The organism is Caldifarcimen microaerophilum, assembly GCF_055387105.1.
Window position 1 is genome coordinate 403,323 of record NZ_AP038914.1, and the last position, 26,802, is coordinate 430,124.

Consider the following 26,802-nt stretch of genomic DNA (forward strand, 5'->3'; position numbering starts at 1 on the left):
TTATCCCACCGAGCCTTCCATCTCAAGCTGGATGAGACGGTTGAGCTCCACGGCGTATTCCAGCGGAAGCTCCTTGGTGAAGGGCTCGATGAAGCCCATCACGATCATGGTGAGGGCTTCGGCCTCCGGGATACCGCGGCTCTGGAGATAGAAGATCTGGTCCTCGCCGACACGGCCCACCGTGGCCTCGTGCCCGATGGTCACATCCTCTTCCTCAATTTCGATGTAGGGATAGGTGTCCGTCCGGGACTCCCGGTCCAGAAGGAGGGCGTCGCACTGGACATTGGCTTTCACGTCCTTGGCCCCCTTCATCACCCGCAGAAGACCGCGATAGGAAGCCCGTCCGGTCCCCTTGGAGATGGACTTGGACACGATCCGGGACGTGGTCTCCGGTGCCATGTGGATGATCTTGGCCCCCGTGTCCTGGTGCTGGCCATCCCCGGCATAGGCGATGGACAGCACCTCACCCCGGGCTTTCGGACCTTTCAGGATAATTCCCGGGTATTTCATGGTCACCTTGGAGCCCAGGTTGCCGTCCACCCATTCCACGAAGGCGCCCTCATAGGCCACGGAGCGCTTGGTCACCAGGTTATACACGTTGGTGGACCAGTTCTGGATGGTGGTGTAGCGCACGTGGGAATAGGGTTTGGCGATGATCTCCACCACCGCGGAGTGGAGAGAGTCTTCGGAATAGATGGGCGCGGTGCACCCCTCAATGTAGTGGACGGATGCACCTTCTTCCACGATGATCAGGGTGCGCTCGAACTGGCCCATGGCCGCGGCGTTGATCCGGAAATAGGCCTGCAGGGGAATGTCCACCTTCACGCCTTTCGGCACATACACAAAGCTTCCCCCGCTCCAGACCGCGGTGTTGAGGGCAGCAAACTTGTTGTCCGTGTAGGGGACCACCGTCCCGAAATACTCCTTCACGAGATCCGGATATTCCCGGAGGGCGGTGTCCATATCCGTGAAGATCACGCCCTGTTTGGCCAGGTCCTCCCGGATGGAGTGATACACCACCTCCGATTCGTACTGCGCCCCCACACCGGCCAGGAACTTGCGCTCCGCTTCGGGAATGCCGAGCCGCTCAAAGGTTTCCTTGATGTATTCCGGAACTTCGTCCCAGGACCGGGCCTGACGGTCGGTGGGGCGAATGTAATAGGTGATTTCGTCAAAGTTGATCCCGGAAAGATCGGCACCCCAGGTGGGCATGGGCCGGCGGATAAAATGCTCATAGGCTTTGAGCCGGAGTTCCCGCATCCAGTCCGGTTCGCCCTTGATGTGGGAGATCTCCTCCACGATCCGGCGGGAAAGCCCCTTCGGGGTCTTATACACATAAAGCTCGGGATCCTTGAAGTCATATTTTTTCAGATCCACCTGAATGTCGGGTTTCTCCACCGACATGGTTCACCTCCCTTTCAGGCAACCCCCACTTCCTGGAGGATCCAGTCATAACCTTTCTCCTCCAGCATGTGGGCGAGTTCAGGACCGCCGGACTTCACAATCCGGCCGTCCACCATCACATGCACAAAATCGGGTTCAAGATAGTTCAGGATCCGCTGATAGTGGGTGATGATCAGGGCACCGAAGTCGGGACCCTTGAGGGACTTCACCGCTTCGGCCACAATCCGCACCGAGTCAATGTCCAGCCCGGAGTCCGTTTCGTCCAGGATGGCGATCTCGGGCTTCAGGGTGAGAAGCTGGGCGATTTCCGTGCGCTTCTTCTCCCCGCCCGAAAAGCCCACGTTGAGGTAGCGATCGGCGAATTCATTGGGCAGTTTCACCACATCCAGGGCCTGCTCCAGCTGCTTGCGGAAATCCAGCAGGGCTTTGCCCTTGAGGGCCTCCGGATCTTCCGCCCGCGCCTTCACCGCAGCCCACAGAAACTGGGAAAGGGCCACCCCTTCGATCTCCATGGGATATTGAAAGGCGAGAAAGAGACCGAGTTTGGCCCGCTCGTCAGGGGAGAGTTCCAGGATGTTCTCGCCCTTGAAGAGCACTTCCCCGCCCAGAACCTCATATTTGGGATGACCCATGAGGGTCATGGCCAGGGTGGACTTTCCGGAGCCGTTGGGCCCCATCACGGCGTGGAACTCCCCTTTGTTGAGTTCCAGGTTCATGCCTTTGAGGATTTCTTTTCCTTCCACCGCCACCCGAAGGTCGCGAATCACAAGATCGGCCATCGTTCCAACCTCCTTCTTGTTGTCAAATTTGACGCTCAAAGTCAACATTAAGGATACACGCCGGACGGGGGCGTGTCAAGGGATCGTTCCACGGTCGGCGTCCATGGGCGTTGATGATATGAAGCCCACGACGTATAATACCCCCATGAGCGTTGCCCTTCCGTGGGGTCCGTGGGTTCGGGAGAAGAAAATCCGGCCCTACATCACCTGGCTCGAAGCGGCCGGCGTGCGGGTGGTGCGTGCCGAGCGGGTGGAGGACCTCCGGTTTGCCGAACGCCTGCTGCTTCCGGGAGGTCCGGATGTGGACCCCCGGTATTACGGTGAACAGAATCGCTTTCCGGACAAGAACACCATCGATCCGGGACGGGACACGCTGGAATTTGCTCTCCTGGAAGAGGCGATGGAACGGGATCTGCCGGTGTTTGCCATCTGTCGGGGCCTTCAGGTTGTGAACGTGTTTTTCGGAGGAAGCCTCTATCAGCATCTCCCCGCGGAGCACCCTTCCTTCCTGCACCACGCCCGGCTTGCGCCGGAGGATCCCCTTCCGGAACACCCGGTGATGTTCCTGGGGACTCCTCCAGTGCGCTATCGCCTCAACACCCATCTTGCGCTCGTGAATTCGTCCCATCACCAGGCCATCCGGCGGGTGGCGCCCTCTCTTGAAGTGGGGGGCGTGGCACCGGACGGTGTGGTGGAGATGGTGTATGCACCGGATGCCCGGTTTCTTCTGGGCGTTCAGTGGCATCCGGAACGGGAGCCTGAAAAGGAGATTTCCACCATCCTTCGAACCCGGTTTCTTGAAGCGTAAGGAGGTTGACGATGATCCTTGTGAACGAGAACACGCGTGTGGTGGTGCAGGGAATCACCGGACGGGACGGGTCCTTCCATGCGCGCCTCATGAAAGAATACGGCACCCACGTGGTGGCCGGCGTCACCCCCGGCAAAGGGGGACAGGACGTGGACGGAATCCCGGTGTTCAACACCGTTCGGGACGCGGTGGAACAAGCCGGTGCCAACACGTCCATCATCTTCGTGCCGGCCCCCTTCGCCGCCGACGCCATCCTGGAAGCAGCCGACGCCGGGGTTTCCCTCATTGTGGCCATCACGGAGGGGATCCCCGTTCAGGACATGGCCCGGGTGCTTCGCATCCTGCGGGACAAAGATGTTCGTCTCATCGGACCCAACTGCCCGGGGGTGATCTCCCCTGAGGTCGCCAAGGTGGGGATCATGCCCGGTCACATTTTCAAAAAAGGGCCCGTGGGGGTGATCTCCCGGAGCGGTACGCTGACCTATGAGGTGGTGGCGGCCCTCACCGCAAAGGGTCTGGGCCAGTCCACGGCGGTGGGGATCGGCGGAGACCCCCTCATCGGCACGCGCTTCATTGATCTTCTGGAGATGTTCGAGAAGGACCCCGAAACGGAGGCCATTGTGCTCATCGGCGAGATCGGCGGGACCGACGAACAGGATGCCGCAGCCTATATTCGGGACCACGTGACCAAACCCGTTGTGGCCTTTGTTGCCGGACGGACGGCGCCCCCCGAGAAGCGGATGGGCCATGCGGGCGCCATCATCTCCGGCGGCGAGGGCACGGCCGAAGAAAAGATCCGCGCCTTTAAGGCGGTGGGGGTGAAGGTGGCTGCCATCCCTGCCGAGGTGGCGGATCTCGTGGCCGACGCCCTGGGTCGATGAAAGCTCTTCTTCTCTTCGGTGCGCTGGTGGCCGGCTTCCTGGCCCTTCTCCTCACCTGGAAGGGGCCCCAGCGCACCCTGGCCCAGCGTGTAGCCGGAGGCTTCCTGGCCCTCCTGGGTCTGTTCTGGTTCCTGGGACTTGCGAGCCACGCCCTCCATCAGTCCCCCAACTGGATGGGCACGCTGGGGCAAACCCTGGCCGGGGTGACCACCCGATACCTGGGCTGGTTTCTCGCCTTCTGGACCAGTCTCCTTGTGCTCGTTCTGGGGAGCATCCACCTGGCCCGTCCCCGGGAACATCACCCTCTCCTTGCAGGCCTGGTGCTGTATGGTGGGGTCTGGATTGCCCTTCTTCTTCCCTTCTTCCACCTCCCCTTTGACGAGGGGATTCTCCCCCGGATGCTGTACGGTGCCCTCCGGGAAGTCTTTGGCCCCGTGGGTGGCGTGCTCATCCTGAATCTCCTTCTCGCGGCCACGCTTGCGGCGGCCTGGATGATCCTGCGGGGACTTGCGTCCGGTTCCCGTTCCACGTCCTCTCCTGGGGAAGGACCCGCAGACACCCTGGCCATGCCGTCCACCCTGGCGGGTCTGATCGGGTCCGAGGAAGATGAAGAACCCGGAAGTGCCAGCCCCCCGGACTCTCCTCCGTCCCTCTTTCCCCCGCCCTCCCCAGATGCGGAGACGCCCGAACCGCCGGAAGTCCTCCCGGACAACGGGAACCCCCCGGAATCCTCTTCGTCCTCAACCCTTCGCCCCACGTCCTCGGGATTGAAATCGGGATTGAAAGAGGTCCACACCCCCCTTGTGTATCCCAAGAGCGAGGCGCTGGTTTCCCTGCTTTCGGATCCGGTGCCTTCGGAGCGGGTTCCGACCGAGGTGTATGAAGAGCAGGCCAAACAGCTTCAGGACGTCCTGGAAGAGTTCGGGATCTCCGGGAAAGTGGTGAATTTTTCCCCCGGCCCGGTGGTCACCCGATATGAATATGCCCCCGCGCCGGGGGTCAAAATCTCCCGCATCACCCAGCTCGCGGATGACCTGGCCCTCCGTCTCAAAAGCAGCCAGATCCGGGTGGTGGCTCCCCTTCCCAACAAAGGTCTCGTGGGCATCGAGGTCCCATCCCCCAAGCGGCGGACCGTGCACCTCAAGGAACTGGTGGACCGTCCGGAATTCCGGAAGATGCATTCTCCTCTGGCTTTTGCCCTGGGTGTGGACCCGTCGGGCTATCCCATGTTTGGAGACCTCGCCAAAATGCCCCACCTGCTCATCGCGGGGGCCACGGGCTCCGGAAAATCCGTGGCCATCAACACCATGATCACCAGCATCCTGTTCCGGGTGGGTCCCGAGCAGGTTCGCTTTCTCCTTGTGGACCCGAAACGGGTGGAACTTTCCTTTTATGAAGGCATCCCTCACCTTCTCATGCCCGTGATCAAAGAGAGCGAAGCCGCCGTGGAGGCCTTGCGACAGGCGGTGAAGTGGATGGAGTTTCGCTATAATCTCCTGGCCAAAGCGGGGCGGCGGGATATCGGCTCCTACAACCGCTGGGCTCAGAAATCGGGCCAGTCCCTCATGCCGTATATCGTGATCATCATTGACGAGTTTGCCGACATCATCCTCACCTCCGACCGGAAGGAGGTGGAAGAACCCCTTGCCCGCCTGGCCCAGATGGCCCGGGCGGTGGGCATCCACCTGGTGGTGGCCACTCAGCGCCCATCCGTGGACGTGATCACCGGAACCATCAAGGCGAACTTCCCGGTCCGGATTGCCTTCAAGGTGGCGTCCCGGGTGGACTCCCGGACCATTCTGGACCAGCAGGGGGCGGAAAAACTCCTGGGGAAAGGGGACATGCTCTTCATTCCCCCGGGAGAAGCCGAGCCCATCCGCCTCCACGGACCCTACATTTCCGAGGAGGAAACCCGGAAGGTGGTCCACACCCTGATCGAGCAGTATCTGCGCCGTCATCTCCTCCAGCGACTGCCTTCCTTTTCCAGCGTGGACGACTTCATCCAGTCCGTTCTGGATGACGGGCACTATGTGGCCTTCATCCGGGACGACGAACCCGGCACCGAGGAGCGGGTGTATCACTTGGTCCGCAGAATCCAGGAACACGCCGGAGTGAACACCCAGAAAGCCATGGAGGTGATCCGGGACATCCGGAAACACTATTATCTCCCCATTCCGGAACTTCAGGCCGCTCCCATCCAGCACATGCGCCTGCGGGACCTTTCGGAGGACGAACTCCGGGTGATGGTCCAGCAGGTGGTGGGTTTTGCCGAAAGCAACCGGAAACGGATCACCGAGGAAGAAGGTGCGGATCTCCTGGGTGTTCCTGCGGCCCTCATACGGGAGCTGTTTGCGGAGATGAAACGGGTGGGCATCCTGATGCCCCCGCGAGGAAAGCGCGGAGGTGCGTGGCGACTCCGTGTGAACGACCATGAGGCGATGGAGCGATGGGAAAAACGAAAAAGCAGCAAGCCAGGAAACTTCTGATCGTTGAGTCCCCCACCAAGGCCCGCACCCTGAAGCGGTATCTCAAAGGGGTGGAGGTCCTGGCGTCCATGGGGCATGTGAAAGACCTCCCCAAGAGCGATTTCGGGGTGGATCTTGAGACGTTTGAACCTTCCTACCGGGTGCTGAAAGGCAAGAAAAAGGTCCTGGATTCTCTGAAAAAAGCCGCCCAGCAGGCAGAGGAAATCTATCTCGGCACCGACCCGGATCGGGAAGGGGAAGCCATTGCCTATCACATCGCTGAGGAAATCCGGAAAAAGGCGCCCCAGAAACCCGTTCACCGGGTTCTGTTCTTTGAAATCACACCCGAGGCGGTCCGGGAGGCTCTCCAGTCTCCCCAGGAACTGGATCTCCGGAAGGTGGAGGCCCAGAAAGCCCGGCGGATTCTGGATCGGATCGTGGGCTACAAGGTGAGTCCGGTGCTCTGGCGGGTTCTGCGCCAGACGAACCTTTCGGCGGGACGGGTCCAGACGGTGGCTCTCCGGCTTCTGTGCGAGCGGGAAGAGGAAATCCAGGCCTTCAAGCCCCGGTCCTATTATGTCCTCCGGGTGGTTCTTGAAAAAGACGGCGTGACGTTTGAGGCCTTCCTCCGGGGACTGGGGAAAGAAAAACCTGCGGGCCAGAACGTTCAGCTGGACAAGGAAACCGCCGAGGACCTTGCAAGCCGGCTTCAGGGGAAAACCCTCCGGGTGGAACAGATCCTCCGGAAGACCCGGAAAATTTCTCCACCCCCGCCCTTCAAGACCTCCACCCTCCAGCAGGATGCGGCCAACCGCCTCCGGTTTTCCGCCGCCCGCACCATGCAGCTTGCCCAGAGGCTGTATGAGGGGCTGGAGGTGGAAGGGAAAACCCGGGGGCTCATCACCTATATGCGGACAGACTCCGTTCGCCTCTCGGAAAAGGCCGTCCGGGCCATCCGGAAGTGGATCAAAGCCCACGTGGGAGACGATTACCTCCCGTCCCGCCCCCGGCAATATCAGGACAAAGGCCCGGCCGTTCAGGGTGCCCACGAGGCCATCCGGCCCACGGCGGTGGATCTCACGCCAGAACGGGTGGCCCGGGACATCGACAGAGACGCCGCGCGGCTGTATGACCTCATCTGGCGGCGGGCGGTGGCCAGCCAGATGAAACCTGCAGAAGTGGAAAAAACCGACGTGATTCTCCGCCACGAAGATGCCCTCTTCGTGGGTTCAGCCCAGAAACTTCTGTTTGACGGCTTTTTCAAACTCTACGGCGATCCGCCGGAGACCTCCGAACTCCCTCCCCTTCAGGAAGGGGAAGTGATCCGCATCCGTTCCGTGGAGGTGCTGGAGCGAACCACCCAGCCTCCTCCCCGCTACACGGAAGCCACCCTGGTTCAGACCCTGGAGAAACTGGGGATCGGACGACCGTCCACCTATGCCCCCACCATCCAGACCCTGTTTGCGCGGGGGTATGTGGAGCGGATGGGCCGGGCCCTCAAGCCCACGGATCTGGGGATGACCGTGTATAAGCTTCTGATTCCCCGGTTCCCCGATCTGTTTGAAACCTCCTTCACCGCCCGGATGGAAGAAGCCCTGGACCGGATCGAGGCGGGGGAAGAAGACCGGAAAGCCCTGCTCAAACGGTTCTATGCGTCCTTTGAAGAAACCCTGAACCGGGTGATGGAAAACCTGGACGAGATGCGGGATAGCCTCACCGAATCCACCGATGAGGTGTGTCCCGAGTGCGGGGCGCCCCTGGTGAGCCGGTGGGGAAAATACGGACGGTTTCTTGCCTGTTCCCGCTATCCCGAGTGCACCTATACCCGGAACATCACGTCGGGATTGCCCTGTCCTTCCTGTGGGGAAGGAGAACTTGTGAAACGGAGAGCCCGCAAGGGAGGACGCACCTTCTGGGGCTGCAGCCGGTATCCCGCCTGCACCTACACCACCCGCGGGACTCCCACGTCTCAGGCCTGTGAGGTGTGTGGATACCCCGCCCTTTTCCGGTATGGACGAAAAACCTTTTGTCCGAAATGCGAACTTGAAAAGGAGAAAAAACAGGAGGCCAAGGAATGAGCGAGGTTCGGGACATGGTGATTGTGGGCGGTGGTCCGGTGGGCCTTTTCGCAGCCTTCTACGCCGGATTCCGGGGGATGAAGGCCACGGTGCTTGAGGCCCTTCCGGAGGTCGGCGGTCAGCTCACCGTGCTTTATCCCAACAAATACATTTACGACGTGGCAGGTTTCCCCAAAATCCTGGCCAAAGACCTCGTGGCCAATCTGCTGGAACAGGCCCGGCGGTACGACCAGGAGATCCGGACGGAAGAACCGGCTCAGGACCTTGTGCGGCACGACGACGGAACCTTCACCGTGCGCACCCCTAAAGGGGAATATCCCACCAGAAGCGTGCTCATCACGGCGGGAATCGGACGGTTCACCCCCAACACCCTGGATCGTCCGGGCGTGAAAGAATACGAAGGCAAAGGCGTGTTCTATTTTGTCCGGGACCCGCAGGATTTTAAAGACAAACGGGTCCTGGTGGTGGGCGGCGGTGATTCGGCGGTGGACTTTGCCCTGATGCTGGTGGGAGTGGCCAAGTCGGTGACCCTGATTCACCGGAGAGACCGCTTCCGTGCCCACGAGTCCAGCGTGAAAGAGCTCTTCGCCTCACCCGTGAACGTCCGCCTCTTCCACGAACTCAAGGAAATTCGGGGTGACGGTGAAAAACCCACCGAAGCCGTGATCTTTCACAACCAGACCCAGGAAGAAGACACCCTCCCGGTGGATGCCGTGATTCTGGCGCTGGGATACCGGGCCAACCTGGGTTCCATCGCAAACTGGGGACTGGAACTGGAAGGGCGAAACATCAAGGTGAACTGTCGCATGGAAACCAACATCCCCGGGGTGTATGCGGCGGGGGACGTGGTGTATGTGGAAGGGATCGGAAATCTCAAACTGCTGGTTCTGGGCTTTGCCCAGGCGTCGCTGGCGGTGAACGTGGCCAAGATCCACGTGGACCCCTCAGCCAAACTCTTCCCCGGCCATTCCTCCAATCTGGCCGAGGCGGCATCCAAATCCTGACCCTCCGGGGGTCCAAACAAGGAGGTGAACGATGCGTGCACTCATGATTCTTGCGATTCTGGCTACGCCACTTGCGGGGGTTGCGGCCGATTCACACGGGCACGAGCATGAGCATGAACACGCGGTGAAGGCTGAAAAGGTCACCCTCTCCGGTGTGGTGAGCGGGGCGGTGTGCGGCGTGCACGGGATGGGTTGCACCCACAAACCCGATCCGGAACACCATTTTGAACTCCTGGGTCTCTTCGTGGACGGCAAGGGCTTTTTCTTCCTGATCAACGTTCCCCCGGAAGCCCTCCGCAAGGTGAACCGGGAAGACGTGACCGTCGAGGGCGAGCTCTATCCGGACATGCACGCGGTGTACGTCCACACCCTGCGCAAGGGCGATCAGGTGATCTTCCAGCAGACCCCCCACAAACACGATCACGATTAAGCGTCTGAAGGGGAAAGCCCTGTCTTTCCCCTTCCTGCCGGGAATCTGAAACAGGGAGGTTCACGTTGGCACTGAAACTTGTGATTGCCGGTGCAGGCAACATCGGGCGTTCCACCGCCCTTCTGGGGAAATACTTCTTCCGGGATGCAGAGATTTTTGTGGGGGACATGAACCCCCGGCGAGCGGAGGCGGTGGCATCCCTTGTGGAGGGTAAAACCTTTGCCCTTCCGGAGGAGGGGCTTTCCGACGACCTTCTCCGGGTTCTGGAGGACGCCACGGTCCTGGTGGACTGCCTTCCCGGAAAGGAAGCCACCCGGATGGCGGAAGCAGCCCTCCGGACCCGGACCCATTACATCAACCTCACCGAACATATCCACGCCACCGAAGCCATCACCCGGATGGTCCGGGAAGCCGGGGAGGTATCTGTGGGCTTTGTGCTCCAGGCCGGTCTTGCCCCGGGGTTCATCAACGTGCTGGCCGTGCATCTGGCCTCGGTGTTTGAAGACCGTTTTGGTGCCCATCCCGCCGACATCCGGATGCGGGTGGGCGCCCTCACCCCGCGGGTGTCCTCGCCCCACTTCTACGCCCTCACCTGGAGCAGCATGGGGGTGGCGGTGGAATACGTGAAGCCCTCCATCGTGATCCGGGAAGGAAAGCGCACCCTCCTCGCTGCCCTTTCAGAGCCGGAAACCCTGGTGCTCAACGGCGTCACCCTGGAAGCCGATCTCACCTCAGGGGGTGCAGCCAGCACGCCGGAACACTTTGAAGGAAAGGTGGACCGTCTGGATTACAAAACCCTCCGCTGGCCGGGGCATTTCGCCTGGGTGCGGGACTTCCTGTCCGGCCTTCCTGATCACCTTTCGGATGAGGAGCGGATCCAGGCCCTGCACGATCATCTGGTGCAAAACGTCCCGGTGGTGGAGGAGGACTGGGTGGTGGCCTATGCCGTCGTCCTGGGCCGGGATAAAGAGGGTGTGTTCCGGAGCCTGGACCGGATGGTGGATGTCCGGCCCGGTGTGTTCGGAGGGCATCGCCTCTCGGCCATTCAGGCCACCACCACGGCAGGCGCTCTCCAGGCCCTGGACATCCTCCTGGAGCATGACCTCCGGGGCGTGATTTTCCAGACCGACCTCCCGGCCGAAGACTATCTCCGGGGCCGGATCATCCGGGAGGTCTATGGAGATGTGGCTTTTCCGGAAGCTCCGGGCGGTGCGCGTTGACAGGCTTTTCACCATCCTCTATCCTTCCCCCGGACGGGAGGTAATGGGGTGATTGTTCTGTTCTTAGCCTTTGTGGGAGGGCTGGATTTCCTGAGTTTCCCCGATGCTCCGCCGGTGGGAGGGACGGGCGTTTCCGCCCTCCGGTGGTGGGCGGGCGCATCCATCGTGCGCCTGGATGTGGAGGCTTCACCCTGGACGGGGGGGCTCCGATATTTTGATTTCGGAGAGTTTGAGGCCCAGACGGAGGTTCCCCAGGACAACCCCGTCCGGTTCCGCCCCTATGCGCTGGAGGGCTGGATCGGGCGGCGTTATCCCATGGACCCCCGCCTTTCCGTCACGCCTGCCCTGGGAGGATTTCTGTTCAGCACACCGGAATATCACCTCCAGGGCGCTTTTCTTCATCTGATGTTCCGCTATCGTCTGGAAGGAAACGTCCGACTTCCGGTCACCCCCCTCCTGGACGGAGGGGTACGGTATCTCGGGGTGAATCCCCAGAGCTACGCCGAACTGGTGGATCTCCCCCAGATCTTTTTCCTCCGCCTTCTCTTCCCCCATCCCCGCTTCCGGGTCGCCCTGTTCTGGCGATCCGTTCAGGCCTATGGCTCACGGGACTGGTTCCGGGGGCCCGGTGTGGAGCGGGGGGTGGAGGCCACCTACCGTCATCCGCGGTTTACGGTGGGGGCGGAATTCCGGGACGGAAGGGAACTGGATCCCTTCCGGGTGTTCGTTGCCCTCCCCTACGGCCCCTGGACGGTGTTTTATCGCCACACCTTCACCCGGTCCGTGGAGGACCTGGTGCAAATCGGAGTGCTGTATCATGGCCGTTCTGGATTTTGAACGCCCCATCGTGGAGCTTGAGCGGAAGATTCAGGAACTCTCCCTGGCGGTGCGGGACCGCCCGGAACTCCAGCAGGAGCTGGATGCCCTTCGGGCACGGCTCCGGCATCTCCAGGAGGAGGTGTTCTCCCGCTTAACCCGGTGGCAGAAGGTTCAGCTCGCCCGCCACCCCGACCGGCCCCACGCCCTGGACTTCATCCACGGGATGACGGAGGTCTTTGTGGAACTTCACGGGGACCGAACCCTCCGGGACGACCCTTCCGTCGTGGCGGGGCTCGGGCAAATCGGTGACTTCCGGGTGGCCATCATCGGGCAAGAGAAGGGACGGGACCTGAAATCCCGGCAGTTCCGGAACTTCGGGATGCCCCAGCCGGAAGGATACCGGAAAGCCCTCCGGACCATGAAACTCGCGGAGAAGTTCGGCCTTCCGGTGGTGACCTTAGTGGACACCCCCGGCGCCTATCCGGGCATTGAGGCCGAACAGCATGGCCAGTTCTATGCCATCGCCCGGAACATCTACGAAATGCTGGGACTTCGCATCCCCCTGGTGACGGTGGTCATCGGAGAAGGGGGATCGGGAGGGGCGCTCGCCCTTGCGGTGGCGGACCGGGTGTATGCCCTTCAATACAGCATCTATTCCGTGATTTCGCCGGAAGGCTGCGCCTCCATTCTCTTCCGGGATGCGGCACGGGCGCCGGAAGCGGCGGAAGCCCTGAAACTCACCGCGGAAGACCTCCTGGCGCTGGGCGTGGTGGACGGTGTGATCCCCGAGCCGCTGGGCGGTGCCCACCGGGACCCCCACACCACCATCCAGTCCACCCGGAAGGTGATCCTCCAGGCCCTGGAGGAGCTTTCCCGGATTCCGGAGGACGACCTTCTCTTTCGCCGAAAAAACCGGTATCTCCGGTTCGGTGTGTTCGAGGAACTGCATGGGGAAACGGAACAAACGTCCTGACGCTTCTCGCAGGGATCTGCCGGAAGGCCTCCTGATCGCCCGGGAAGGTCCCCATTTCCGCCTTCGCACGGAGGATGGCCGGGTGCTTCGGGCGCTGGTGCGAAGCCGGATTCTCCGGACCCACGGGCCCGTGGTGGTGGGAGACCGGGTCCGGTTCCGGGAGCTCCCCGGTGAGGAGGCCGTGGTGGAAGAAGTTCTGCCCCGGACGTCCTTTTTGCCCCATCCCCCTGTGGCCAATGTGGATCAGGTTCTGGTGGTGGTGAGCCTGGTGGAGCCCGACCTGGACGAATGGTTCCTCAACCGTGTGCTGGTGGCCTCAGAAGCCTTCGGACTGGAAGCCCTCATCGTCCTGAACAAGGTGGACCTCGTGCCCCCGGAAGAGGTGGAAACCTTTCGGGAACGGTATGGGCAGAAGGTGGGCTATCCCGTCTTTCCCACGAGCGCCGTCACGGGTGAAGGGCTGGAACGTCTTCGCGAAGTGCTGCGGGACAGGATCAGCGTCCTTGCCGGACCCTCCGGCGTGGGCAAATCCGCCCTGCTCAACCGCCTGATCCCCGGCGCATCCCTCAAGACGGGAGACGTTTCGGAAAAAACGGGTCGGGGTCGGCACACGACCACCTGGGTGGAACTCCTTCCCCTTGACGACGGCTGGGTGGCCGACACCCCGGGCTTTTCCCGTCTGGACCTGGGCGCCTGGATGGAGCCGGAAGAACTGGATCAGTATATGCGGGATTTCCAGAAATTCCTGCCCTGTGCCTTCCGGGACTGCACCCACACGGAGGAACCCGGCTGCGCCATCCGGGAGGCGCTGGAACGCGGGGAACTGGATCCCTTCCGCTACCGTTTCTATTTTGCACTGAAGGAAGAACTGGAAGAGGCCCGGGCGTGGCGACGGAAAAAGCGGTGAGCGCCGGATGACCCTTCTCGTTGTCGCCCTGCTTTATGGCACCCCCACCCGCATGGACACCCTCATCCGGGACGGGCTGGAGCTGGTGTATGAGCAAAAATATCCGGAAGCCCTGTTTCTCTTTGACGACATCGTGCGTCAGTGGCCGGACGAGCCCGCAGGGTATCTCCTGAAAGCCGCCACCCTGGCCACCTATATGCTGGACTACACCACCTATGAACCGGAAAAAGACTTTTACGCGCTTGCGGAAACCGCCATCCGGAAAGCCCGGGCAAGGCTGGAGGTGGTGGAGGATCCCCGGGAGCGGGCCTGGCTGTTTTTCTTTCAGGGAGCGGCGTTTCTGTATCGTGCCGAGCGCAAAGCCCGTCATTCCGATTATCTGGACGCCGCCAAAGACGGATGGCGGGGCTACAAATCGCTCATGAAGGCGGTGGAGCTGGATTCCACCCTGTACGATGCCTATCTCGGGATCGGAACGGTGCACGTGGCGCTGGCGAAAATTCCCGGATGGATCCGGTTTTTCATGCCCTTTCTCCCTCCGGGTGATGTGGAGCGAGGCCTGCGGGAGATGCGCCTTGCGGCGGAGAAGGGGCGGTATGTCCACATGTTCGCCCACGACGCCCTGGCCTACACCCTGGCCTATCTGGGGCGTCCCCGGGAGGCGCTGCCTTTTGCCCTCTACGCCGCCCGAAAATACCCTCAGAACCGCAACTTTCTCTGGACGCTCGCGTATGTGTATGGGCGGATGGGCCGCTGGCGGGACTGGTTTGAGGTGCACAAGGCCATTTTCTTCCTGACGGTGCGGGATCAGTTCCGGTCCACCTATGATGTCGCCCTTGCGACGCTGAAACTGGCGCAGGGGTATTACTATATCGGACGCAAAGCTGAGGCGCTGTGGTATCTGGAGGTGGCGGAGGGGCTCATGTGGCAGGCGGATCAGAACCTTCCCGAGTGGGGCCGTCTCAAGAAGAGCGTGGATGAACTGTACCGGAAATTGGGGAAATCACCCCGGGGACCCCTTGCCGCTTCAGATCCCGCAAAGCTCCGGTCGGTGCTGGACTCCCTTCGGGCGCAGGGGGGATAAAAAGAAACCGCGCGCCCGGGAGGACTCGAACCCCCAACCTCCTGGTCCGTAGCCAGGCGCTCTGTCCAATTGAGCTACGGGCGCGCAGGCCCTGTTAGTATACGGAACCCCCGCGGAAACATCAAGACCCCCATGGCAACTCAAGCGGACTCCCTTCCTTTGCAAAAACCGGGAACTGTCAAAAGGGACAACGCTGGAATAAGAATCTGGTAAAAATCTTAGGTGATTCATCAATCTATTCCACCCTCAGGAGCTCCAGAAATAACTCATAAAGATCCTCATCACGATGATTGTATCGATACTCCAGTTCTTTCAAATAATACGGAAACCACCGAGATGATAACCCATGAAACTGCATCAGCCGTTCCTTCGCATAACTCCAGAAACCCTCAATCCCGTTGATATACACCTTCCCGTTCTTAAAACGCTTCCCATGGTCGATTCGCTCATGACGAAATCCGTACATCACCAGGCTGTCATAGCCTTTGAACTGATCCGTGTACACCAGACTTCCCCTTTTCACCTTCCGAATCGCCTCCCTTAACAACGTTTCTGCCTTCACATCCTTCACCACCTCCACTTTCACCTTCCCACCACGCTCCAGAATCCCAAACACCGGAATCTTCCCTTCCGCCCCCCTCCCTCTCTTGCCCTTCCTCCGACCTCCAAAGTAACTCTCATCCATCTCAATCTCCCCCCACAAAAGATCGTCTTTCGTCGCCTCTTCCACAATCTTCTTGCGAAAAAGCATGTACAAACGCCTCACCGTGTTGTACGCAAGCCCCAACTCTTTCGACGCACGCAAGACAGGAATCTCCAGCTCAAACATTTTCAACGCCAGCAAAAACTGGCCATATTTCACACCGGATCGCTCCAGCACACTCCCCTTCCTCACCCCCCATTCCCGCTTACATCCATAGCACTTATACGATTTCCTCCGCGCACGCTTCACCTTGTCGCTCCCGCAGTACGGACACGTGCGAAACGTCTTGAGAATTCCTTTCTCCCGTAAAAACGCTTCCGCCTTCTTTTCGTCCGATGCAATCTTGCTTAATTGAACCAGGTCCATCGTTTCCCTCTTCTGTTGCCTTTTAGTATACACTAATGGACCCGTTTAATCAATCACCATAATTAATTCTTTGATCCATTCCTTGATGATATGTAGTTGCATCACTATTTCCAAAAACAAGAGGGCCCCCTAACAAAGCTCCAAGCTCCCAAAGGCGAAGTGGTTCAGCTTCAAAATCTAAAGTATAATAATCTCCATTCTCATCTTGAATAGTTAAGACTTTTGGAAACAATAATATGTTTAAGGTGTCAGCCGCATTAAAAGGAATTCCTACAGCCAGTCTTGTAGAATCAGCTTCTAAAACTCTACCTATACCATATGCATTAGTATAATCCGTATATTTTGAATTTGGGTTCACCGGTCTAATCCAAAATACAAATCCTGGATTAATTCTAGTTTCATTTTTCTTTTCAAAGCCTTTCACTCTAACTAAATATTCTAAATTAACCTTATTCTTATCTTTATTTCTTTCCTTCTCACGATATCTCAAATTAAAATTTCCTCCTAAATGAGGCAATTTTCCTACAAAATGTCCTCTCCATTTTGTTTTAATATCAACAAAGTAATTGCCTTTAGGCAATCTCCTCAAATCTAATTTACCTTTGCCTCTTAATCTTGCAACTACCCTGCCAGCAACATCATAAATATCTACTTCTTCCACACCTCTAATCTTACTCAAATCTAAAATTCCATTCTTATATTGTAAATAAACTTCTTTTTGCCTTAAACCAGGATCATTACTTTCAGAAACTTGAACAGGATTCAACACCAATCTCTTATGGAGTTCATTCGCTTGCACAGTATCTTGTAACAATAATAATGTGTTAGGATCATTTATTCCTAACAATTGTTGCCAATCAGGAGGAACACCTCCTAATGGTAGGAATGAGTAAGATACAGTGGTATCGCGAAGTTGAGGATCATGATTAATTCCATAATATTCTATACGCCAAGAACCTCCAACATTAGGCCATTCAATATGTGTTTGATAAACCTCAACTCTAAAAGAATCCGGACAGACGTCCACCCAGGTGGCAAGGGTCTCGGGGACGGCGGGACCCCGGAGGGTGTCTTTGAGACAGAAGATGTTGAGATAGAGGGTGTCCTGGAGGGTGGTCTGGAGGGCGGAGGATGAAGAACGGCTTCCTCCCACCCCAAGGAGGGCGGAAAGGATCACCATCGCCAGCCGAACACGCATCCGTCCCTCCAGGTGTCAACGCATCGTTCGTGATGATAGGAGAAGATGAAAGATCTGTCAAGGGGGGTCATTTCACCGAAGTTGCCGAATTCAGCAGGAAGCTTCACCTCCCCGCAATGAACAAGAAAAGCTATGTCGGAAAGAGGCCATGTCCGGACTTCTGTCCCCACAACAAACCCTCCCCGTGGGGAACGGGGAGGGTGGGGGTAGGGGTTGCCTCGTACCAGAGAGGGGACTGTCTTCCAGCAAAAATTTTGCCAAAATGGGGGACAGGGCAGAAAGGGCGTTTGGACACGAATTCACCGGGCAAATTCCGGCTTTCCCCTTTTCGCCCCATCTTCACTTTTGAGAAAACGGGGGGTTGGGGTGCGTCAAAGATGAGACGGACCCAGGGGCGAGCCTTTTCCAAGGTCCAGCCCGTGCACGCCCGGAAGGTCCAGCCTCAAAGCCCGGAAAAGCGCGTGGCGCCGTCCCACGGGACCTTCCAGAAGGTGGGTGAACACCACCGGAAGGGATCCGACCCTCTCCAGGGCGGAAAGAAAGGTCTTCAACCGGGGCAGGGGACCCAGAAGTCCCGGCTTCACCACGGCCACCGCCACCCACCCTTTCCGGATCCACGCCGTGGCCATCTCCATGCAATCCCGCAAACTCTCATCCAGCGCCACGCGGATGCCCGCCCGTGCCAGGCTCTCCACACACGCTCCATCTGCAGGAGCACAGGGCTCCTCCACAAAATCCAGGGGAAGGCGCCGGAGCATGGGGACGAGTTCCTTCAGGTCTTCGGGACCAAACGCGCGGTTCGCATCCAGCCGGAGCTGAAGTTCCCGGGGCGGGTTCTCCACCCAGAAGGCCACATCGTCCAGGGTCCGGACCTTGGCCTTGATCACCCGATACCCCATTGCCCGGAGGCGTTCTTCCACACCCGGCTCCCACACCCATACACCCTTTGCCTGCCTTTTTCCGGGTATCCCGGCGTGGGCATGGGTGTGGACCCGTCGGTCCGGAGGGACGAGATCACGAAGGGTGCGCCCCCGTTCGCGGGCACGGAGCTCCATCATGGCGGACTCCAGTGCAAACGCAAAGGGTGCAGGCCAGTCCTTCAGGCGCGCCTCCATCTCCCGGGCTGTGCCATTTCCCTCCCTCTCCGGCGGTTCCTGATGATCCAGAGGGGCGGCTTCCCCCCGACCGCACAGGGAGCCCCGGCACAGGGTGAGAATCCAGGATAGGCGGAGAGGAACACCCTCAAGCCGGCGGGATTCCCACCGGAAGGTGGTTTCATCCATGGGGGGCAAGGGGGGCCGGGACCCGGGCCAGGCGGATCAGGTTGGTGGATCCCCGCTGTCCAAAAGGCACGCCCGCCACGATCACCACCCGGCACCCCGGCCGGGCAAGGCCCATCTCCACCGCCTGACGGAGGGCAATGGCCACCATGTCATCCGTGTTGGCCGGTGTGGGAGCGGTGGTGCTCCGCACCCCGAAATACAGGGTGATCTGGCGGGCCACCCGTTCATCCGTCGTGAGGGCGAGAACGGGAACCCTGGGACGGTATCGGGCAACCCGCTGGGCAGTCGCACCGGATGAGGAAAAAACCACAATGAGATCGGCCGGAAGGGTCTCGGCCAGATCCACCGCGGCGTGGGCCACTGCATCCTGAGGAGCAGACAGGGGTTCCGGCCGCTGTTGAAGGAGGGTTCCCTGAAACTCCTCAGACGCCTCCACCGCCCGGGCAATCCGATCCACCACCCGAACCGCCTCCACCGGATAGTCGCCCATGGCGGTTTCCGCAGAGAGCATCACCCCATCGGAACCGTCGAAGATCGCATTGGCCACGTCGGTCACTTCCGCCCGGGTGGGGGAAGGATTGTGGAGCATGGACTCCAGCATCTGGGTGGCGGTGATCACGGGTTTTCCTGCGTGTCGTGCTTCCCGGATCAGGCGTTTTTGCACCAGGGGGATTTCGTGGAGGGGCAGCGCCACCCCCAGATCCCCGCGCGCCACCATCACACCGTCCGCTTCTTTGAGGATTTCCGAAAAATGCTCCACCGCACCCGGTCGCTCGATCTTGGCCATCACCCGCACATGTTCGCCCCCCAGGCGGGCAAGCTCCTGGCGAAGCAGACGGATATCGTCACCCCTGCGCACAAAACTCATGGCCACCCAGTCCACCCCCATGTCCACTCCGAAGCGGAGATCCTCCAGATCCTTGGGTGTGAGGGGGGGAATGGGGAGCTCCAGACCCCGCACGTCCAGTCCGCTCCGGGAGGTGATGGGGCCACCCGCTTCCACCGTGGCCACCACATCGGAAGGGCGAACCTCCCGGACCCGGAGAACGATCTGCCCGTCCCTGAGAAGAACCCGGTGACCGGGGGCAAGGGACCGGAGCAGTTCGGGGATGGGAACGGGGAGAAGATGGGCGTTTCCTTCCTTGACCTCCGAAGAAAGGATCACCTCATCGCCGCGGCGGAGTTCCACCGTGTCGGGCACAAGTTTTCCAATGCGGAGCTTGGGGCCCTGAAGATCCTGAAGGATCACAACCACCCGCCCCAGATCCCGGGCGATGGATCGGACCAGAAGCATCACCCGCCGGTGAATGTCGTGATCCCCATGGCTGAAGTTGAGACGGACGACATCCACCCCCGCCTCAAGGAGCCGCCTCAACACCTCAGGGGTCCAGGATGCCGGCCCCACGGTGGCCACAATCCGAGTCCGCCGGGCGTCCATCAGGAAAAGGGCGGTGTGGTGTAGAGGGCGCGGAGTTCCTCCAGGGGGATCTTCTCCCCATCCGCTTCCAGAACAAACTCGTCCAGGACCTGCCCCACCACCTGCCAGGGAAGGCCCTCCTCTTCCAGAAAGGCCATCACCTGATCCCGGAAAGAAGGTGGAACGGTGATCACAAACCGGCTCTGCCACTCCCCGAAGAGGGCCCGCTCTTCCATATCCCCGAAATAGGCAAATCCCAGGCCACTTGCAAAGGCACCCCGAAGAAGCGTGAACAGGAGCCCACCCAGACTCACATCATCCACACTGGCCACCCACCCCCGGCGCTGGAGTTCCCGGATCACCTGGTGAAGACGCTTTTCAAACGCCAGGTCCACGCCGTCGGGGGCATAGGTGTCCTCACCATAGAGCACCCGGAGATATTCGCTCCCCCCCACCTCGCCCACCGGTTTCCCCACCACCCAGATCTCGTCCCCGGGTGTGCGGAAATCGGGAAGAAACACCTTCCCCACAGGAACGAGCCCCACCATGCCGATGATGGGCGTGGGGTCAATCCGGTGACGGGGGGACTGGTTATACAGGCTCACATTGCCCGACACGATCGGAATCCCAAAGGCTTCCGCCGCTTCAGCCATTCCCCGGGTGACCGCATCCAGCTGGGCATACACCTCCGGGTCTTCCGGATTGGCGAAATTCAGGCCGTTGGTGAGGGCGATGGGGTCTCCTCCCACCGCCACGATGTTCCGGGCCGCTTCCGCCACCACGGCTTTCCCTCCTTCATAGGGATCCAGGGCCACCCAGCGGGAATTGCCGTCCACCGTCACGGCAAGGTGGACGTCTTCCACCCCCTCATCCTCGGGATGAGGACCCACATACCGGAGTTCCACCACGGCCGCACCGGCTTTCCCCGGGGGAACCAGGGTGTTGCCCTGCACGGTGTGATCGTATCGCTCATAAACCCACGCCTTCGACCGGAGATTGGGGGACTGGAGAAGTTTCACAAGGGTCTCTTTCAACCGAACCACGGAGCGAGAAGGGGCACGCCGTTCCTCACGCCTCGGGGACTTCACCGGATAGACCCGCAGGGGAGGATCCAGAAGGGCGGGGAGAGGAACGTCCAGCACGATCTCGCCCTGGTAGGATGCCCGGAACACGGGCTCTTCCAGCACCTCCCCGATCTCCGCATGGGGGAGGTGCCATTTCCGGAACACCCGGAGAAACGCCTCCACATGTTCCGCCTCCACGCACGCGATCATCCGTTCCTGGGATTCCGAAAGCAGAATCTCTTCCGGCGTGAGGGGTTCCCGGAGAGGCACCCGGTCAAGGTACAGGTGAACGCCCACCCCTCCTTTGGCCGCCATTTCAGCCGGGGCGGTGGAAAGGCCGCCCGCTCCCAGGTCCTGAAGGCCGATCAGCCCGGGAAGGGGAAGGATTTCCTGAACCACCTCAATCAGGAGTTTCTCATAAAACGGGTCTCCAATCTGCACGTTGGGCCGTTTTTCCTCCACTTCCTCCGCAAGGTCTTCCGAGGCGAAGGTGGCTCCGTGGATCCCGTCCCGTCCGGTTGTGGAGCCAAAAAGGAGAATTTTGCTGCCGGGTTTCTTGAGGATGGCCTGTTTGAGACGATCCAGACGCACAACCCCCACACACATGGCGTTCACCAGGGGGTTGTCGTTGTAATGGGGATGGAAGAAAATCTCCCCCGCAACAGTGGGGACGCCGGTGGCATTGCCGTAGAAGCTGATGCCCCGAACCACACCCCGGGCAAGTTCCCGGGTGCGCGGAAGGGCCGGGTCACCAAACCGGAGGCTGTCGGCAAGGAGGAGAGGCCAGGCCCCCACGGCAAGGATGTCCCGCAGAATCCCTCCCACCCCCGTGGCCGCCCCGTGGAAGGGCTCCACCGCCGAGGGGTGGTTGTGACTCTCGATTTTGAAGGCCACACCGATCCGGTCGTTGATCCGGACCACACCGGCATTTTCTCCTGGGCCCAGCAGGGTCCGTGGGCCCCGGTTGGGAAAGCGCTTCAGAAAGGGCTTGGACGTTTTATAGCTGCAGTGCTCCGACCAGTTCAGGCTGAGCACCGCCAGTTCCACCCGGGTGGGGGGGCGACCCAGCCGCCGGGCGAACTCGTCCATCTCTTCGTCCCGGAGACCCCAGGAACGCCCCAGCGCGCGCAGGTCTTCTGTCATTCCTCCTCTTCCTCTTCCTCCCAGAACGTCTCGATTTCCTCTTCGGACTCAATCTCCATGAGCTCTTCTTCGATTTCGGAAAGTTCGTCGTATTTCTCCTGAAAAGCGCTCTCCAGATCTTCCGCAGAGATTTCTCCCTGGCGCGCCCGTTCCACCAGATCCGCGATTTCGCCCTCAATTTGGGCGATGCGCTTCTGGAGGTAATCCAGGCGTTCCGTGTAGTCCTCCGGGAGTTCTTCTCGCAGGGAGTCCAGATAGCTGTTGATCTCGCCAATCACGTGCCACCACCCTTCGAGCTCATCGGTGGCAGACTGCCAGACACCCAGAATCTGATCATCCGTCATGCCGGCCATGGCCTCCTCCTTGTTCGCTCCACTTCGGGATGGTGCAAGTTATACAGCCTGGGCACGGACACTTCAACGCGGGGGTCAGACCAGACCACGAACGCGATGGATGGCCTCAGGAGGTATGCGGAGAAGACGCTCCATCCTGGTTTCAAAGAACCACCAGGGCTTTCTCCGGAGCCACACCGGAACCACCCGGAATTCACGGGAAGAAAACTCGGGATGATGGGCGTGGAGGATGACTTCTCCCTCCACCTCATAACATTCCACAATGTCCCGGGCAAGGGGGTGGCGAAAGGGCGGCGTCAGGAGACCCATCCGGTCCAGGTCCTCCAGGGTCCGAACGCCGTCTTTTTCCAGCCTTTCCAGGATCTTCATCCACACCCGGAGGCTCACCAGGGCGTCCCATCCGGCCCGATGACTGGTGGGCACTGAGATCTGCAGGGCTTCGGCCACCGCCCGAAGGGAATAGCCGGGAAGGCCCCGCAGAAACCGCCGGGACACCTTCAGGGTGTCCACACCGGGAAGAAAGAGCGGGGGAAAACCGGCCCGAACCCGCTCGTGGTTCACGAAAGGCATGTCAAACTCCATCACGTTGTGCCCCACCACCACATGGACCCCCTCCAGCAGTTCCTCCCATTCCGGGACGGTCTCGTGAAAGAGTGGGGCCCCTTCCAGCATGGCCTCGTCAATTCCGTGAACCTGGCGGGCACGGGGGTGAATGGGCCGGTCCGTCCGGACCAGGGTGGCATAGACCCGGGGGGTTTCATGAAGTCGCCCCACGGCAAAACCGATCTCGATCACCCGGTCGTACAGGGGGGAAACTCCGGTGGTTTCCACATCCAGCCCCAGGAAGACCACCTCACGCACCGATCGAGCCAAGGACATCCTCCACTTCCTCAACGATCGCGTTCACCCTGCGAGCCCCCTCGTCCCGAAGTCTCTGTGTCCCCTTTTCAAGACGTTCCCGGAAGGCGGCGTCCTGGAAAAAGTGCTGAAGAAGGGGGGCCAGACCCTCTCCGTCCGTCTGAACCCCGGCACAGAACCGGAGGATCTCCTCTTTCATGTCCTGCACGTGTCCGGTGAAGGGCCCGAACACCACGGGACGCCCGCTGTGGACAGGCTCCATCAGGTTGTGCCCCCCATAGGGGGCAAAGGTCCCGCCCACCACCACGCAGTCCGCCACCCCATAGAGACTTGCAAGCTCCCCCAGCACGTCCACCACAAGAACGTCTTCCCCGGAAAGACGGTGGCCTTCCCTCCAGCGCCGGAAGCTGAATCCGCGGTTTTGAAGGCGAGATAAGAGTTCTGGAAGCCACCCGAAATGACGGGGGGCGAGGATCCAGCGAACGCCGGGAAGGGTCTCTCTCAAATGGTCCATGGCGGAAAGGATCACCTCCATCTCCCGGGAGCGCAGACTTGCCACCAGAATGACCGGGATGCCTTCCCCCAGACCCAGGTCCTCCCGGCGCCAGCGCCGCTCCAGAACAGGCGGGAGATACCGTTTCCAGTTCCCCGTCACCCGGATGGCTTCCCGGCGGGCCCCCAGTCGCCAGAACCGCCAGGCATCCCACTGGGTCTGGACGAAGAGCCTCTCGAAGCGAGAGAGCGCCGGGCGAAACATCCCCAGCATGCGGTAGAACTGAAAGGTTTTCCGGGTCATCCGGCCGTTGAAGAGCACGAGGGGCACGTTCCGCCGGGATGCCTCCACCAGGAGGTGGGGCCAGAGCTCGGTTTCCACCAGAGCAAGGGCCCGGGGTCGGTGGGCAAACACCCGTTCCAGCGCCGGAGGGTGATCCAGGGGAAAGCGAAAGACCGAGGCCTCCCCGGAGAGAAGGCGCACCGCCCGCTCATATCCCCGGGCGGTGGTGGTGGAAACCCAGAGGGGAAACCTCCGCCGGATGCGCTTGAGAAAGGGAACCACGCCGTGGAGTTCGCCCACCGAGGCCACGTGGACCCACAGGGCACCTTCTCCTTCAGGCTCCGTGGGAAAGGAGGCAAGTTCCCGCAGGATCAGCGGAGCGGCCAGGCGGTGGGCCAGTCGATAGGGCGCCAGCATCAATCAGGGGTAGATCCGATCCACCAGGCGGGGGAAGGGAATGGCTTCCCGAACGTGGCGGATGCCGGTAATCCAGGCCACCGTCCGCTCCAGTCCCAGACCAAAGCCCGCATGGGGTACCGTTCCGTATTTCCGCAGGTCCAGATACCATTCGTACGGTTCCAGGGGAAGGTTGTGCTCCCGGATATAGCGAACCAGCGTCTCGTAATCCTCTTCTCGTTCGCTCCCTCCAATGATCTCCCCATACCCTTCGGGAGCCAGCACGTCCACACACCGTGCCCGGTCCGGTTTTTCCGGATCCCGCTTCATATAGAAGGCCTTGACCGCCGCGGGATAGTGGGTCACCATGACCGGGCGATCAAAGCTTTCCGAAATGGCCGTTTCTTCGTCCGCACCGAAATCCTCCCCAAAGGGGAAGTCCAATCCCTTCTTGTGGAGAAGGTCCACCGCCTCATCGTAGGTGATGCGGGGAAAAGGTTTCTGGATGGCCTCCAGTCTGGAGATGTCCCGCTCCAAGATGTCCAGTTCCATCCGCCGCCGGTCCAGCACCCGCTCCACCACATAGGAGAGCATATCTTCAATCAGAGCCAGAAGATCCTCCAGGGTGGCATAGGCCCATTCGGGTTCCATCATCCAGAATTCGGCGAGGTGCCGCCGGGTTTTGGACTTTTCCGCCCGGAAGGTGGGGCCAAAACTGTACACCTTCCCGTGGGACATGGCCAGGGCTTCCATATAGAGCTGGCCAGACTGAGAAAGATAGGCGGGCTGACCGAAATAATCGATCTTGAACAGCGTGGTGGTTCCCTCCACCGCCATGGCGGTGAGGATGGGGGGATCCAGCCGGATGAATCCCCGCGCGTGCATGAAGTCTTCCAGCGCTCGTACCACTTCGTCCCGGATCCGGAGAATGGCCCACTGACGCCGTCCCCGAATCCAGAGATGACGCAGGTTCAGGAGTTTTCCCACGTCCGGAATGTTCTCTTCCCGGACTTTGGGGATGGGATAGTCTCCGGGGTTCTGGATCACCTCCAGGTCCACGAGATCCAGCTCCACGCCCCCCGGTGCCCGGGCGTCTTTTCGAACCTTTCCCCGCACGATGATGGAGGACTCGTAATAGAGGTCATCCAGGAGATCAAAAACCTCCGGCGCAACCTGGTTTTTCACAGCCACCACCTGCACAAAACCCGTTCCGTCCCGCACGATGAGGAACCGAATCTTTCCGGATGAGCGCTTGTTGTGGAGCCAGCCCCGGAGCTCCACCGTTTCCCCCACATGTTGGGCGAGATCTTCAATATAGACCCACGGTGTCATGGGATACCTCCTCCAGAACCCCCCGTTCGGTGATCCAGCCCCGGATCAGATGAGCCGGGGTCACATCAAAAGCCTCGTTCAAAACCGGCGTGTTTTCCATGGTGATCCGGCAGGACCGGACCCGCCGGACTTCCTCCGGACTTCGCTGTTCAATGGGGATGTGGCGCCCGTCCGGAAGGGAAGGGTCAAAGGTGGACAGGGGCGCCGCCACGTAAAAAGGAACCTCAAAATGGTGGGCAAGGACGGCGAGCATCAGCGTCCCGATCTTGTTCGCCGTATCTCCGTTGGCCGCCACCCGATCCGCCCCCACAATCACCGCGTCCACGGCTTTGCGGGCGAGAAGGGCAGCCGCCTGGCTGTCCACAATCAGGGTGTGGGGAAGCCCCATCCGGGCGAGTTCATACACTGTGAGCCGGGCGCCCTGCAGGACCGGCCGGGTCTCCAGGGCAACCACCTCCTTCAACCGACCCCGCCGGTGGAGTTCATACACCACCCCCAGGGCGGTGCCGATCCCGCCTGTCGCCAGAATCCCCGTGTTGCAGATGGTCATCACCCGAACGGGTTTCAGGAAAAGATCTGCCCCGTTCCGGGCAATGGCAAGTGTCCGCTGTTTCTCATCTTCGTGGATCGCCCGGGCTTCCTCCACCAGATCCCGACCTTCCCGGTGGGCCTTCTCCATCCGTTCCAGGGCCCAGAAAAGGTTGACCGCCGTCGGGCGGGTTTTCCGCATCCGGTCAAGGACCGGTTCCACCGGTTCCCCCCGAACGGAAGCGAGGGCCACGCCATACGCCGCGGTGATGCCCACCAGGGGGGCTCCGCGCACCACCAGGTCTTCAATGGCCCGGGCCACATCCTCCGGGGTCCGAAGCTCGCGGATGATTTCCTCGTCCGGAAGAAAGCGCTGGTCCAGCGCCCGCACGGCGGGAACACCGGGATCAAAAGCGATCACCTCAAAGGGAAGGGTCATGGGAGGATTTCAACGTGGAGACGGGGGGATTCGAACCCCCGACCCCCGGCTTGCAAAGCCGGTGCTCTCCCGTCCTGAGCTACGTCCCCACGTCC

At 60.5% G+C, this 26,802-nt stretch carries 23 protein-coding genes and 2 tRNA genes; 11 read left to right on the forward strand and 14 right to left on the reverse strand.

Going from position 1 to position 26,802, the window contains the following annotated elements:
- Both sufB and sufC read right to left on the reverse strand, forming a co-directional pair.
- Complete coding sequence (gene sufB / locus AC6HU3_RS01900; RefSeq protein WP_497474177.1) at positions 1 to 1,404, reverse strand: Fe-S cluster assembly protein SufB; 1,404 nt, start codon at positions 1,402 to 1,404, stop codon at positions 1 to 3.
- Positions 1,405 to 1,418: 14 nt separating this feature from the next.
- Positions 1,419 to 2,183, reverse strand: coding sequence for a Fe-S cluster assembly ATPase SufC (sufC, locus tag AC6HU3_RS01905; RefSeq protein WP_497474179.1), 765 nt, complete (start codon positions 2,181 to 2,183; stop codon positions 1,419 to 1,421).
- 145 nt (positions 2,184 to 2,328) lie between these two features.
- Here sufC and AC6HU3_RS01910 point away from each other — a divergent pair, with 145 nt between their 5' ends.
- The 11 genes from AC6HU3_RS01910 (at position 2,329) to AC6HU3_RS01960 (ending at position 14,852) form a co-directional block, all read left to right on the forward strand.
- Positions 2,329 to 2,991, forward strand: coding sequence for a gamma-glutamyl-gamma-aminobutyrate hydrolase family protein (locus AC6HU3_RS01910; protein WP_497474180.1), 663 nt, complete (start codon positions 2,329 to 2,331; stop codon positions 2,989 to 2,991).
- A gap of 11 nt (positions 2,992 to 3,002) precedes the next feature.
- On the forward strand, positions 3,003 to 3,872 hold the full coding sequence (gene sucD / locus AC6HU3_RS01915) for a succinate--CoA ligase subunit alpha (RefSeq protein WP_497474182.1): 870 nt from the start codon (positions 3,003 to 3,005) through the stop codon (positions 3,870 to 3,872).
- Positions 3,869 to 6,358, forward strand: coding sequence for an FtsK/SpoIIIE family DNA translocase (locus AC6HU3_RS01920; RefSeq protein WP_497474184.1), 2,490 nt, complete (start codon positions 3,869 to 3,871; stop codon positions 6,356 to 6,358). Before sucD ends, AC6HU3_RS01920 begins: the two co-directional genes overlap by 4 nt.
- A complete protein-coding gene (gene topA, locus AC6HU3_RS01925; protein WP_497474186.1) occupies positions 6,319 to 8,415 on the forward strand; it encodes a type I DNA topoisomerase in 2,097 nt (698 codons plus the stop codon). The genes AC6HU3_RS01920 and topA overlap by 40 nt, the downstream gene beginning before the upstream one ends.
- A complete protein-coding gene (locus AC6HU3_RS01930) occupies positions 8,412 to 9,419 on the forward strand; it encodes an NAD(P)/FAD-dependent oxidoreductase (RefSeq protein WP_497474188.1) in 1,008 nt (335 codons plus the stop codon). Before topA ends, AC6HU3_RS01930 begins: the two co-directional genes overlap by 4 nt.
- A gap of 31 nt (positions 9,420 to 9,450) precedes the next feature.
- Positions 9,451 to 9,849, forward strand: coding sequence for a hypothetical protein (locus tag AC6HU3_RS01935; RefSeq protein WP_497474190.1), 399 nt, complete (start codon positions 9,451 to 9,453; stop codon positions 9,847 to 9,849).
- A gap of 65 nt (positions 9,850 to 9,914) precedes the next feature.
- Positions 9,915 to 11,069 carry a saccharopine dehydrogenase family protein gene (locus AC6HU3_RS01940; protein ID WP_497474192.1) on the forward strand — a complete coding sequence of 385 codons (1,155 nt, stop codon included), beginning with the start codon at positions 9,915 to 9,917 and terminating at the stop codon, positions 11,067 to 11,069.
- A gap of 48 nt (positions 11,070 to 11,117) precedes the next feature.
- Positions 11,118 to 11,906, forward strand: coding sequence for a hypothetical protein (locus AC6HU3_RS01945; protein ID WP_497474194.1), 789 nt, complete (start codon positions 11,118 to 11,120; stop codon positions 11,904 to 11,906).
- Positions 11,887 to 12,861, forward strand: a complete 975-nt coding sequence (locus AC6HU3_RS01950; protein ID WP_497474195.1) for an acetyl-CoA carboxylase carboxyltransferase subunit alpha — start codon at positions 11,887 to 11,889, stop codon at positions 12,859 to 12,861. The genes AC6HU3_RS01945 and AC6HU3_RS01950 overlap by 20 nt, the downstream gene beginning before the upstream one ends.
- Positions 12,836 to 13,768: a ribosome small subunit-dependent GTPase A gene (gene rsgA, locus AC6HU3_RS01955; RefSeq protein WP_497474197.1), complete on the forward strand. Its 933-nt coding sequence runs from the start codon at positions 12,836 to 12,838 to the stop codon at positions 13,766 to 13,768. The genes AC6HU3_RS01950 and rsgA overlap by 26 nt, the downstream gene beginning before the upstream one ends.
- A 7-nt stretch (positions 13,769 to 13,775) precedes the next feature.
- Complete coding sequence (locus tag AC6HU3_RS01960) at positions 13,776 to 14,852, forward strand: tetratricopeptide repeat protein (RefSeq protein ID WP_497474199.1); 1,077 nt, start codon at positions 13,776 to 13,778, stop codon at positions 14,850 to 14,852.
- Between the two features lie 10 nt (positions 14,853 to 14,862).
- On the opposite strand, the gene AC6HU3_RS01965 is transcribed toward AC6HU3_RS01960, so the two are convergent.
- The 12 genes from AC6HU3_RS01965 to AC6HU3_RS02020 form a co-directional block, all read right to left on the reverse strand.
- Positions 14,863 to 14,936, reverse strand: a tRNA-Arg gene (locus tag AC6HU3_RS01965).
- A gap of 151 nt (positions 14,937 to 15,087) precedes the next feature.
- Positions 15,088 to 15,921, reverse strand: a complete 834-nt coding sequence (locus AC6HU3_RS01970) for an IS1595 family transposase (protein WP_497472928.1) — start codon at positions 15,919 to 15,921, stop codon at positions 15,088 to 15,090.
- A gap of 49 nt (positions 15,922 to 15,970) precedes the next feature.
- A complete protein-coding gene (locus AC6HU3_RS01975; protein WP_497474201.1) occupies positions 15,971 to 17,119 on the reverse strand; it encodes a T9SS type A sorting domain-containing protein in 1,149 nt (382 codons plus the stop codon).
- A 371-nt stretch (positions 17,120 to 17,490) separates the two neighbouring features.
- On the reverse strand, positions 17,491 to 18,402 hold the full coding sequence (locus AC6HU3_RS01980) for an enolase C-terminal domain-like protein (protein ID WP_497474203.1): 912 nt from the start codon (positions 18,400 to 18,402) through the stop codon (positions 17,491 to 17,493).
- Positions 18,395 to 19,840, reverse strand: a complete 1,446-nt coding sequence (gene pyk, locus AC6HU3_RS01985; protein ID WP_497474205.1) for a pyruvate kinase — start codon at positions 19,838 to 19,840, stop codon at positions 18,395 to 18,397. The genes AC6HU3_RS01980 and pyk overlap by 8 nt, the downstream gene beginning before the upstream one ends.
- On the reverse strand, positions 19,840 to 22,026 hold the full coding sequence (purL, locus tag AC6HU3_RS01990; RefSeq protein ID WP_497474206.1) for a phosphoribosylformylglycinamidine synthase subunit PurL: 2,187 nt from the start codon (positions 22,024 to 22,026) through the stop codon (positions 19,840 to 19,842). Before purL ends, pyk begins: the two co-directional genes overlap by 1 nt.
- Positions 22,023 to 22,379 carry a hypothetical protein gene (locus tag AC6HU3_RS01995; protein ID WP_497474208.1) on the reverse strand — a complete coding sequence of 119 codons (357 nt, stop codon included), beginning with the start codon at positions 22,377 to 22,379 and terminating at the stop codon, positions 22,023 to 22,025. Before AC6HU3_RS01995 ends, purL begins: the two co-directional genes overlap by 4 nt.
- 75 nt (positions 22,380 to 22,454) lie before the next feature.
- Positions 22,455 to 23,252, reverse strand: coding sequence for a 3'-5' exonuclease (locus tag AC6HU3_RS02000; RefSeq protein ID WP_497474210.1), 798 nt, complete (start codon positions 23,250 to 23,252; stop codon positions 22,455 to 22,457).
- Positions 23,233 to 24,429, reverse strand: coding sequence for a 3-deoxy-D-manno-octulosonic acid transferase (locus tag AC6HU3_RS02005; protein ID WP_497474212.1), 1,197 nt, complete (start codon positions 24,427 to 24,429; stop codon positions 23,233 to 23,235). The genes AC6HU3_RS02000 and AC6HU3_RS02005 overlap by 20 nt, the downstream gene beginning before the upstream one ends.
- Before the next feature lie 3 nt (positions 24,430 to 24,432).
- Positions 24,433 to 25,740 (reverse strand): asparagine--tRNA ligase, encoded by a 1,308-nt coding sequence (gene asnS, locus AC6HU3_RS02010; protein WP_497474213.1) that lies wholly within the window; start codon positions 25,738 to 25,740, stop codon positions 24,433 to 24,435.
- Positions 25,718 to 26,707, reverse strand: a complete 990-nt coding sequence (gene mtnA, locus AC6HU3_RS02015; RefSeq protein WP_497474214.1) for an S-methyl-5-thioribose-1-phosphate isomerase — start codon at positions 26,705 to 26,707, stop codon at positions 25,718 to 25,720. The genes asnS and mtnA overlap by 23 nt, the downstream gene beginning before the upstream one ends.
- A gap of 15 nt (positions 26,708 to 26,722) precedes the next feature.
- A tRNA-Ala gene (locus tag AC6HU3_RS02020) sits at positions 26,723 to 26,796 on the reverse strand.
- Positions 26,797 to 26,802: the final 6 nt, after the last annotated feature.

Excerpts from the sequence above, each read along its gene's own strand:
- sufB (WP_497474177.1), bottom strand. The coding sequence starts at position 1,404 with ATGTCGGTGGAGAAACCCGACATTCAGGTGGATCTGAAAAAATATGAC.
- sufC (WP_497474179.1), bottom strand. The coding sequence starts at position 2,183 with ATGGCCGATCTTGTGATTCGCGACCTTCGGGTGGCGGTGGAAGGAAAA.
- AC6HU3_RS01910 (WP_497474180.1), top strand. The coding sequence starts at position 2,329 with ATGAGCGTTGCCCTTCCGTGGGGTCCGTGGGTTCGGGAGAAGAAAATC.
- sucD (WP_497474182.1), top strand. The coding sequence starts at position 3,003 with ATGATCCTTGTGAACGAGAACACGCGTGTGGTGGTGCAGGGAATCACC.
- AC6HU3_RS01920 (WP_497474184.1), top strand. The coding sequence starts at position 3,869 with ATGAAAGCTCTTCTTCTCTTCGGTGCGCTGGTGGCCGGCTTCCTGGCC.
- topA (WP_497474186.1), top strand. The coding sequence starts at position 6,319 with ATGGGAAAAACGAAAAAGCAGCAAGCCAGGAAACTTCTGATCGTTGAG.
- AC6HU3_RS01930 (WP_497474188.1), top strand. The coding sequence starts at position 8,412 with ATGAGCGAGGTTCGGGACATGGTGATTGTGGGCGGTGGTCCGGTGGGC.
- AC6HU3_RS01935 (WP_497474190.1), top strand. The coding sequence starts at position 9,451 with ATGCGTGCACTCATGATTCTTGCGATTCTGGCTACGCCACTTGCGGGG.
- AC6HU3_RS01950 (WP_497474195.1), top strand. The coding sequence starts at position 11,887 with ATGGCCGTTCTGGATTTTGAACGCCCCATCGTGGAGCTTGAGCGGAAG.
- rsgA (WP_497474197.1), top strand. The coding sequence starts at position 12,836 with ATGGGGAAACGGAACAAACGTCCTGACGCTTCTCGCAGGGATCTGCCG.
- AC6HU3_RS01960 (WP_497474199.1), top strand. The coding sequence starts at position 13,776 with ATGACCCTTCTCGTTGTCGCCCTGCTTTATGGCACCCCCACCCGCATG.
- AC6HU3_RS01970 (WP_497472928.1), bottom strand. The coding sequence starts at position 15,921 with ATGGACCTGGTTCAATTAAGCAAGATTGCATCGGACGAAAAGAAGGCG.
- AC6HU3_RS01975 (WP_497474201.1), bottom strand. The coding sequence starts at position 17,119 with ATGCGTGTTCGGCTGGCGATGGTGATCCTTTCCGCCCTCCTTGGGGTG.
- AC6HU3_RS01980 (WP_497474203.1), bottom strand. The coding sequence starts at position 18,402 with ATGGATGAAACCACCTTCCGGTGGGAATCCCGCCGGCTTGAGGGTGTT.
- pyk (WP_497474205.1), bottom strand. The coding sequence starts at position 19,840 with ATGGACGCCCGGCGGACTCGGATTGTGGCCACCGTGGGGCCGGCATCC.
- purL (WP_497474206.1), bottom strand. The coding sequence starts at position 22,026 with ATGACAGAAGACCTGCGCGCGCTGGGGCGTTCCTGGGGTCTCCGGGAC.
- AC6HU3_RS01995 (WP_497474208.1), bottom strand. The coding sequence starts at position 22,379 with ATGGCCGGCATGACGGATGATCAGATTCTGGGTGTCTGGCAGTCTGCC.
- AC6HU3_RS02005 (WP_497474212.1), bottom strand. The coding sequence starts at position 24,429 with ATGCTGGCGCCCTATCGACTGGCCCACCGCCTGGCCGCTCCGCTGATC.
- asnS (WP_497474213.1), bottom strand. The coding sequence starts at position 25,740 with ATGACACCGTGGGTCTATATTGAAGATCTCGCCCAACATGTGGGGGAA.
- mtnA (WP_497474214.1), bottom strand. The coding sequence starts at position 26,707 with ATGACCCTTCCCTTTGAGGTGATCGCTTTTGATCCCGGTGTTCCCGCC.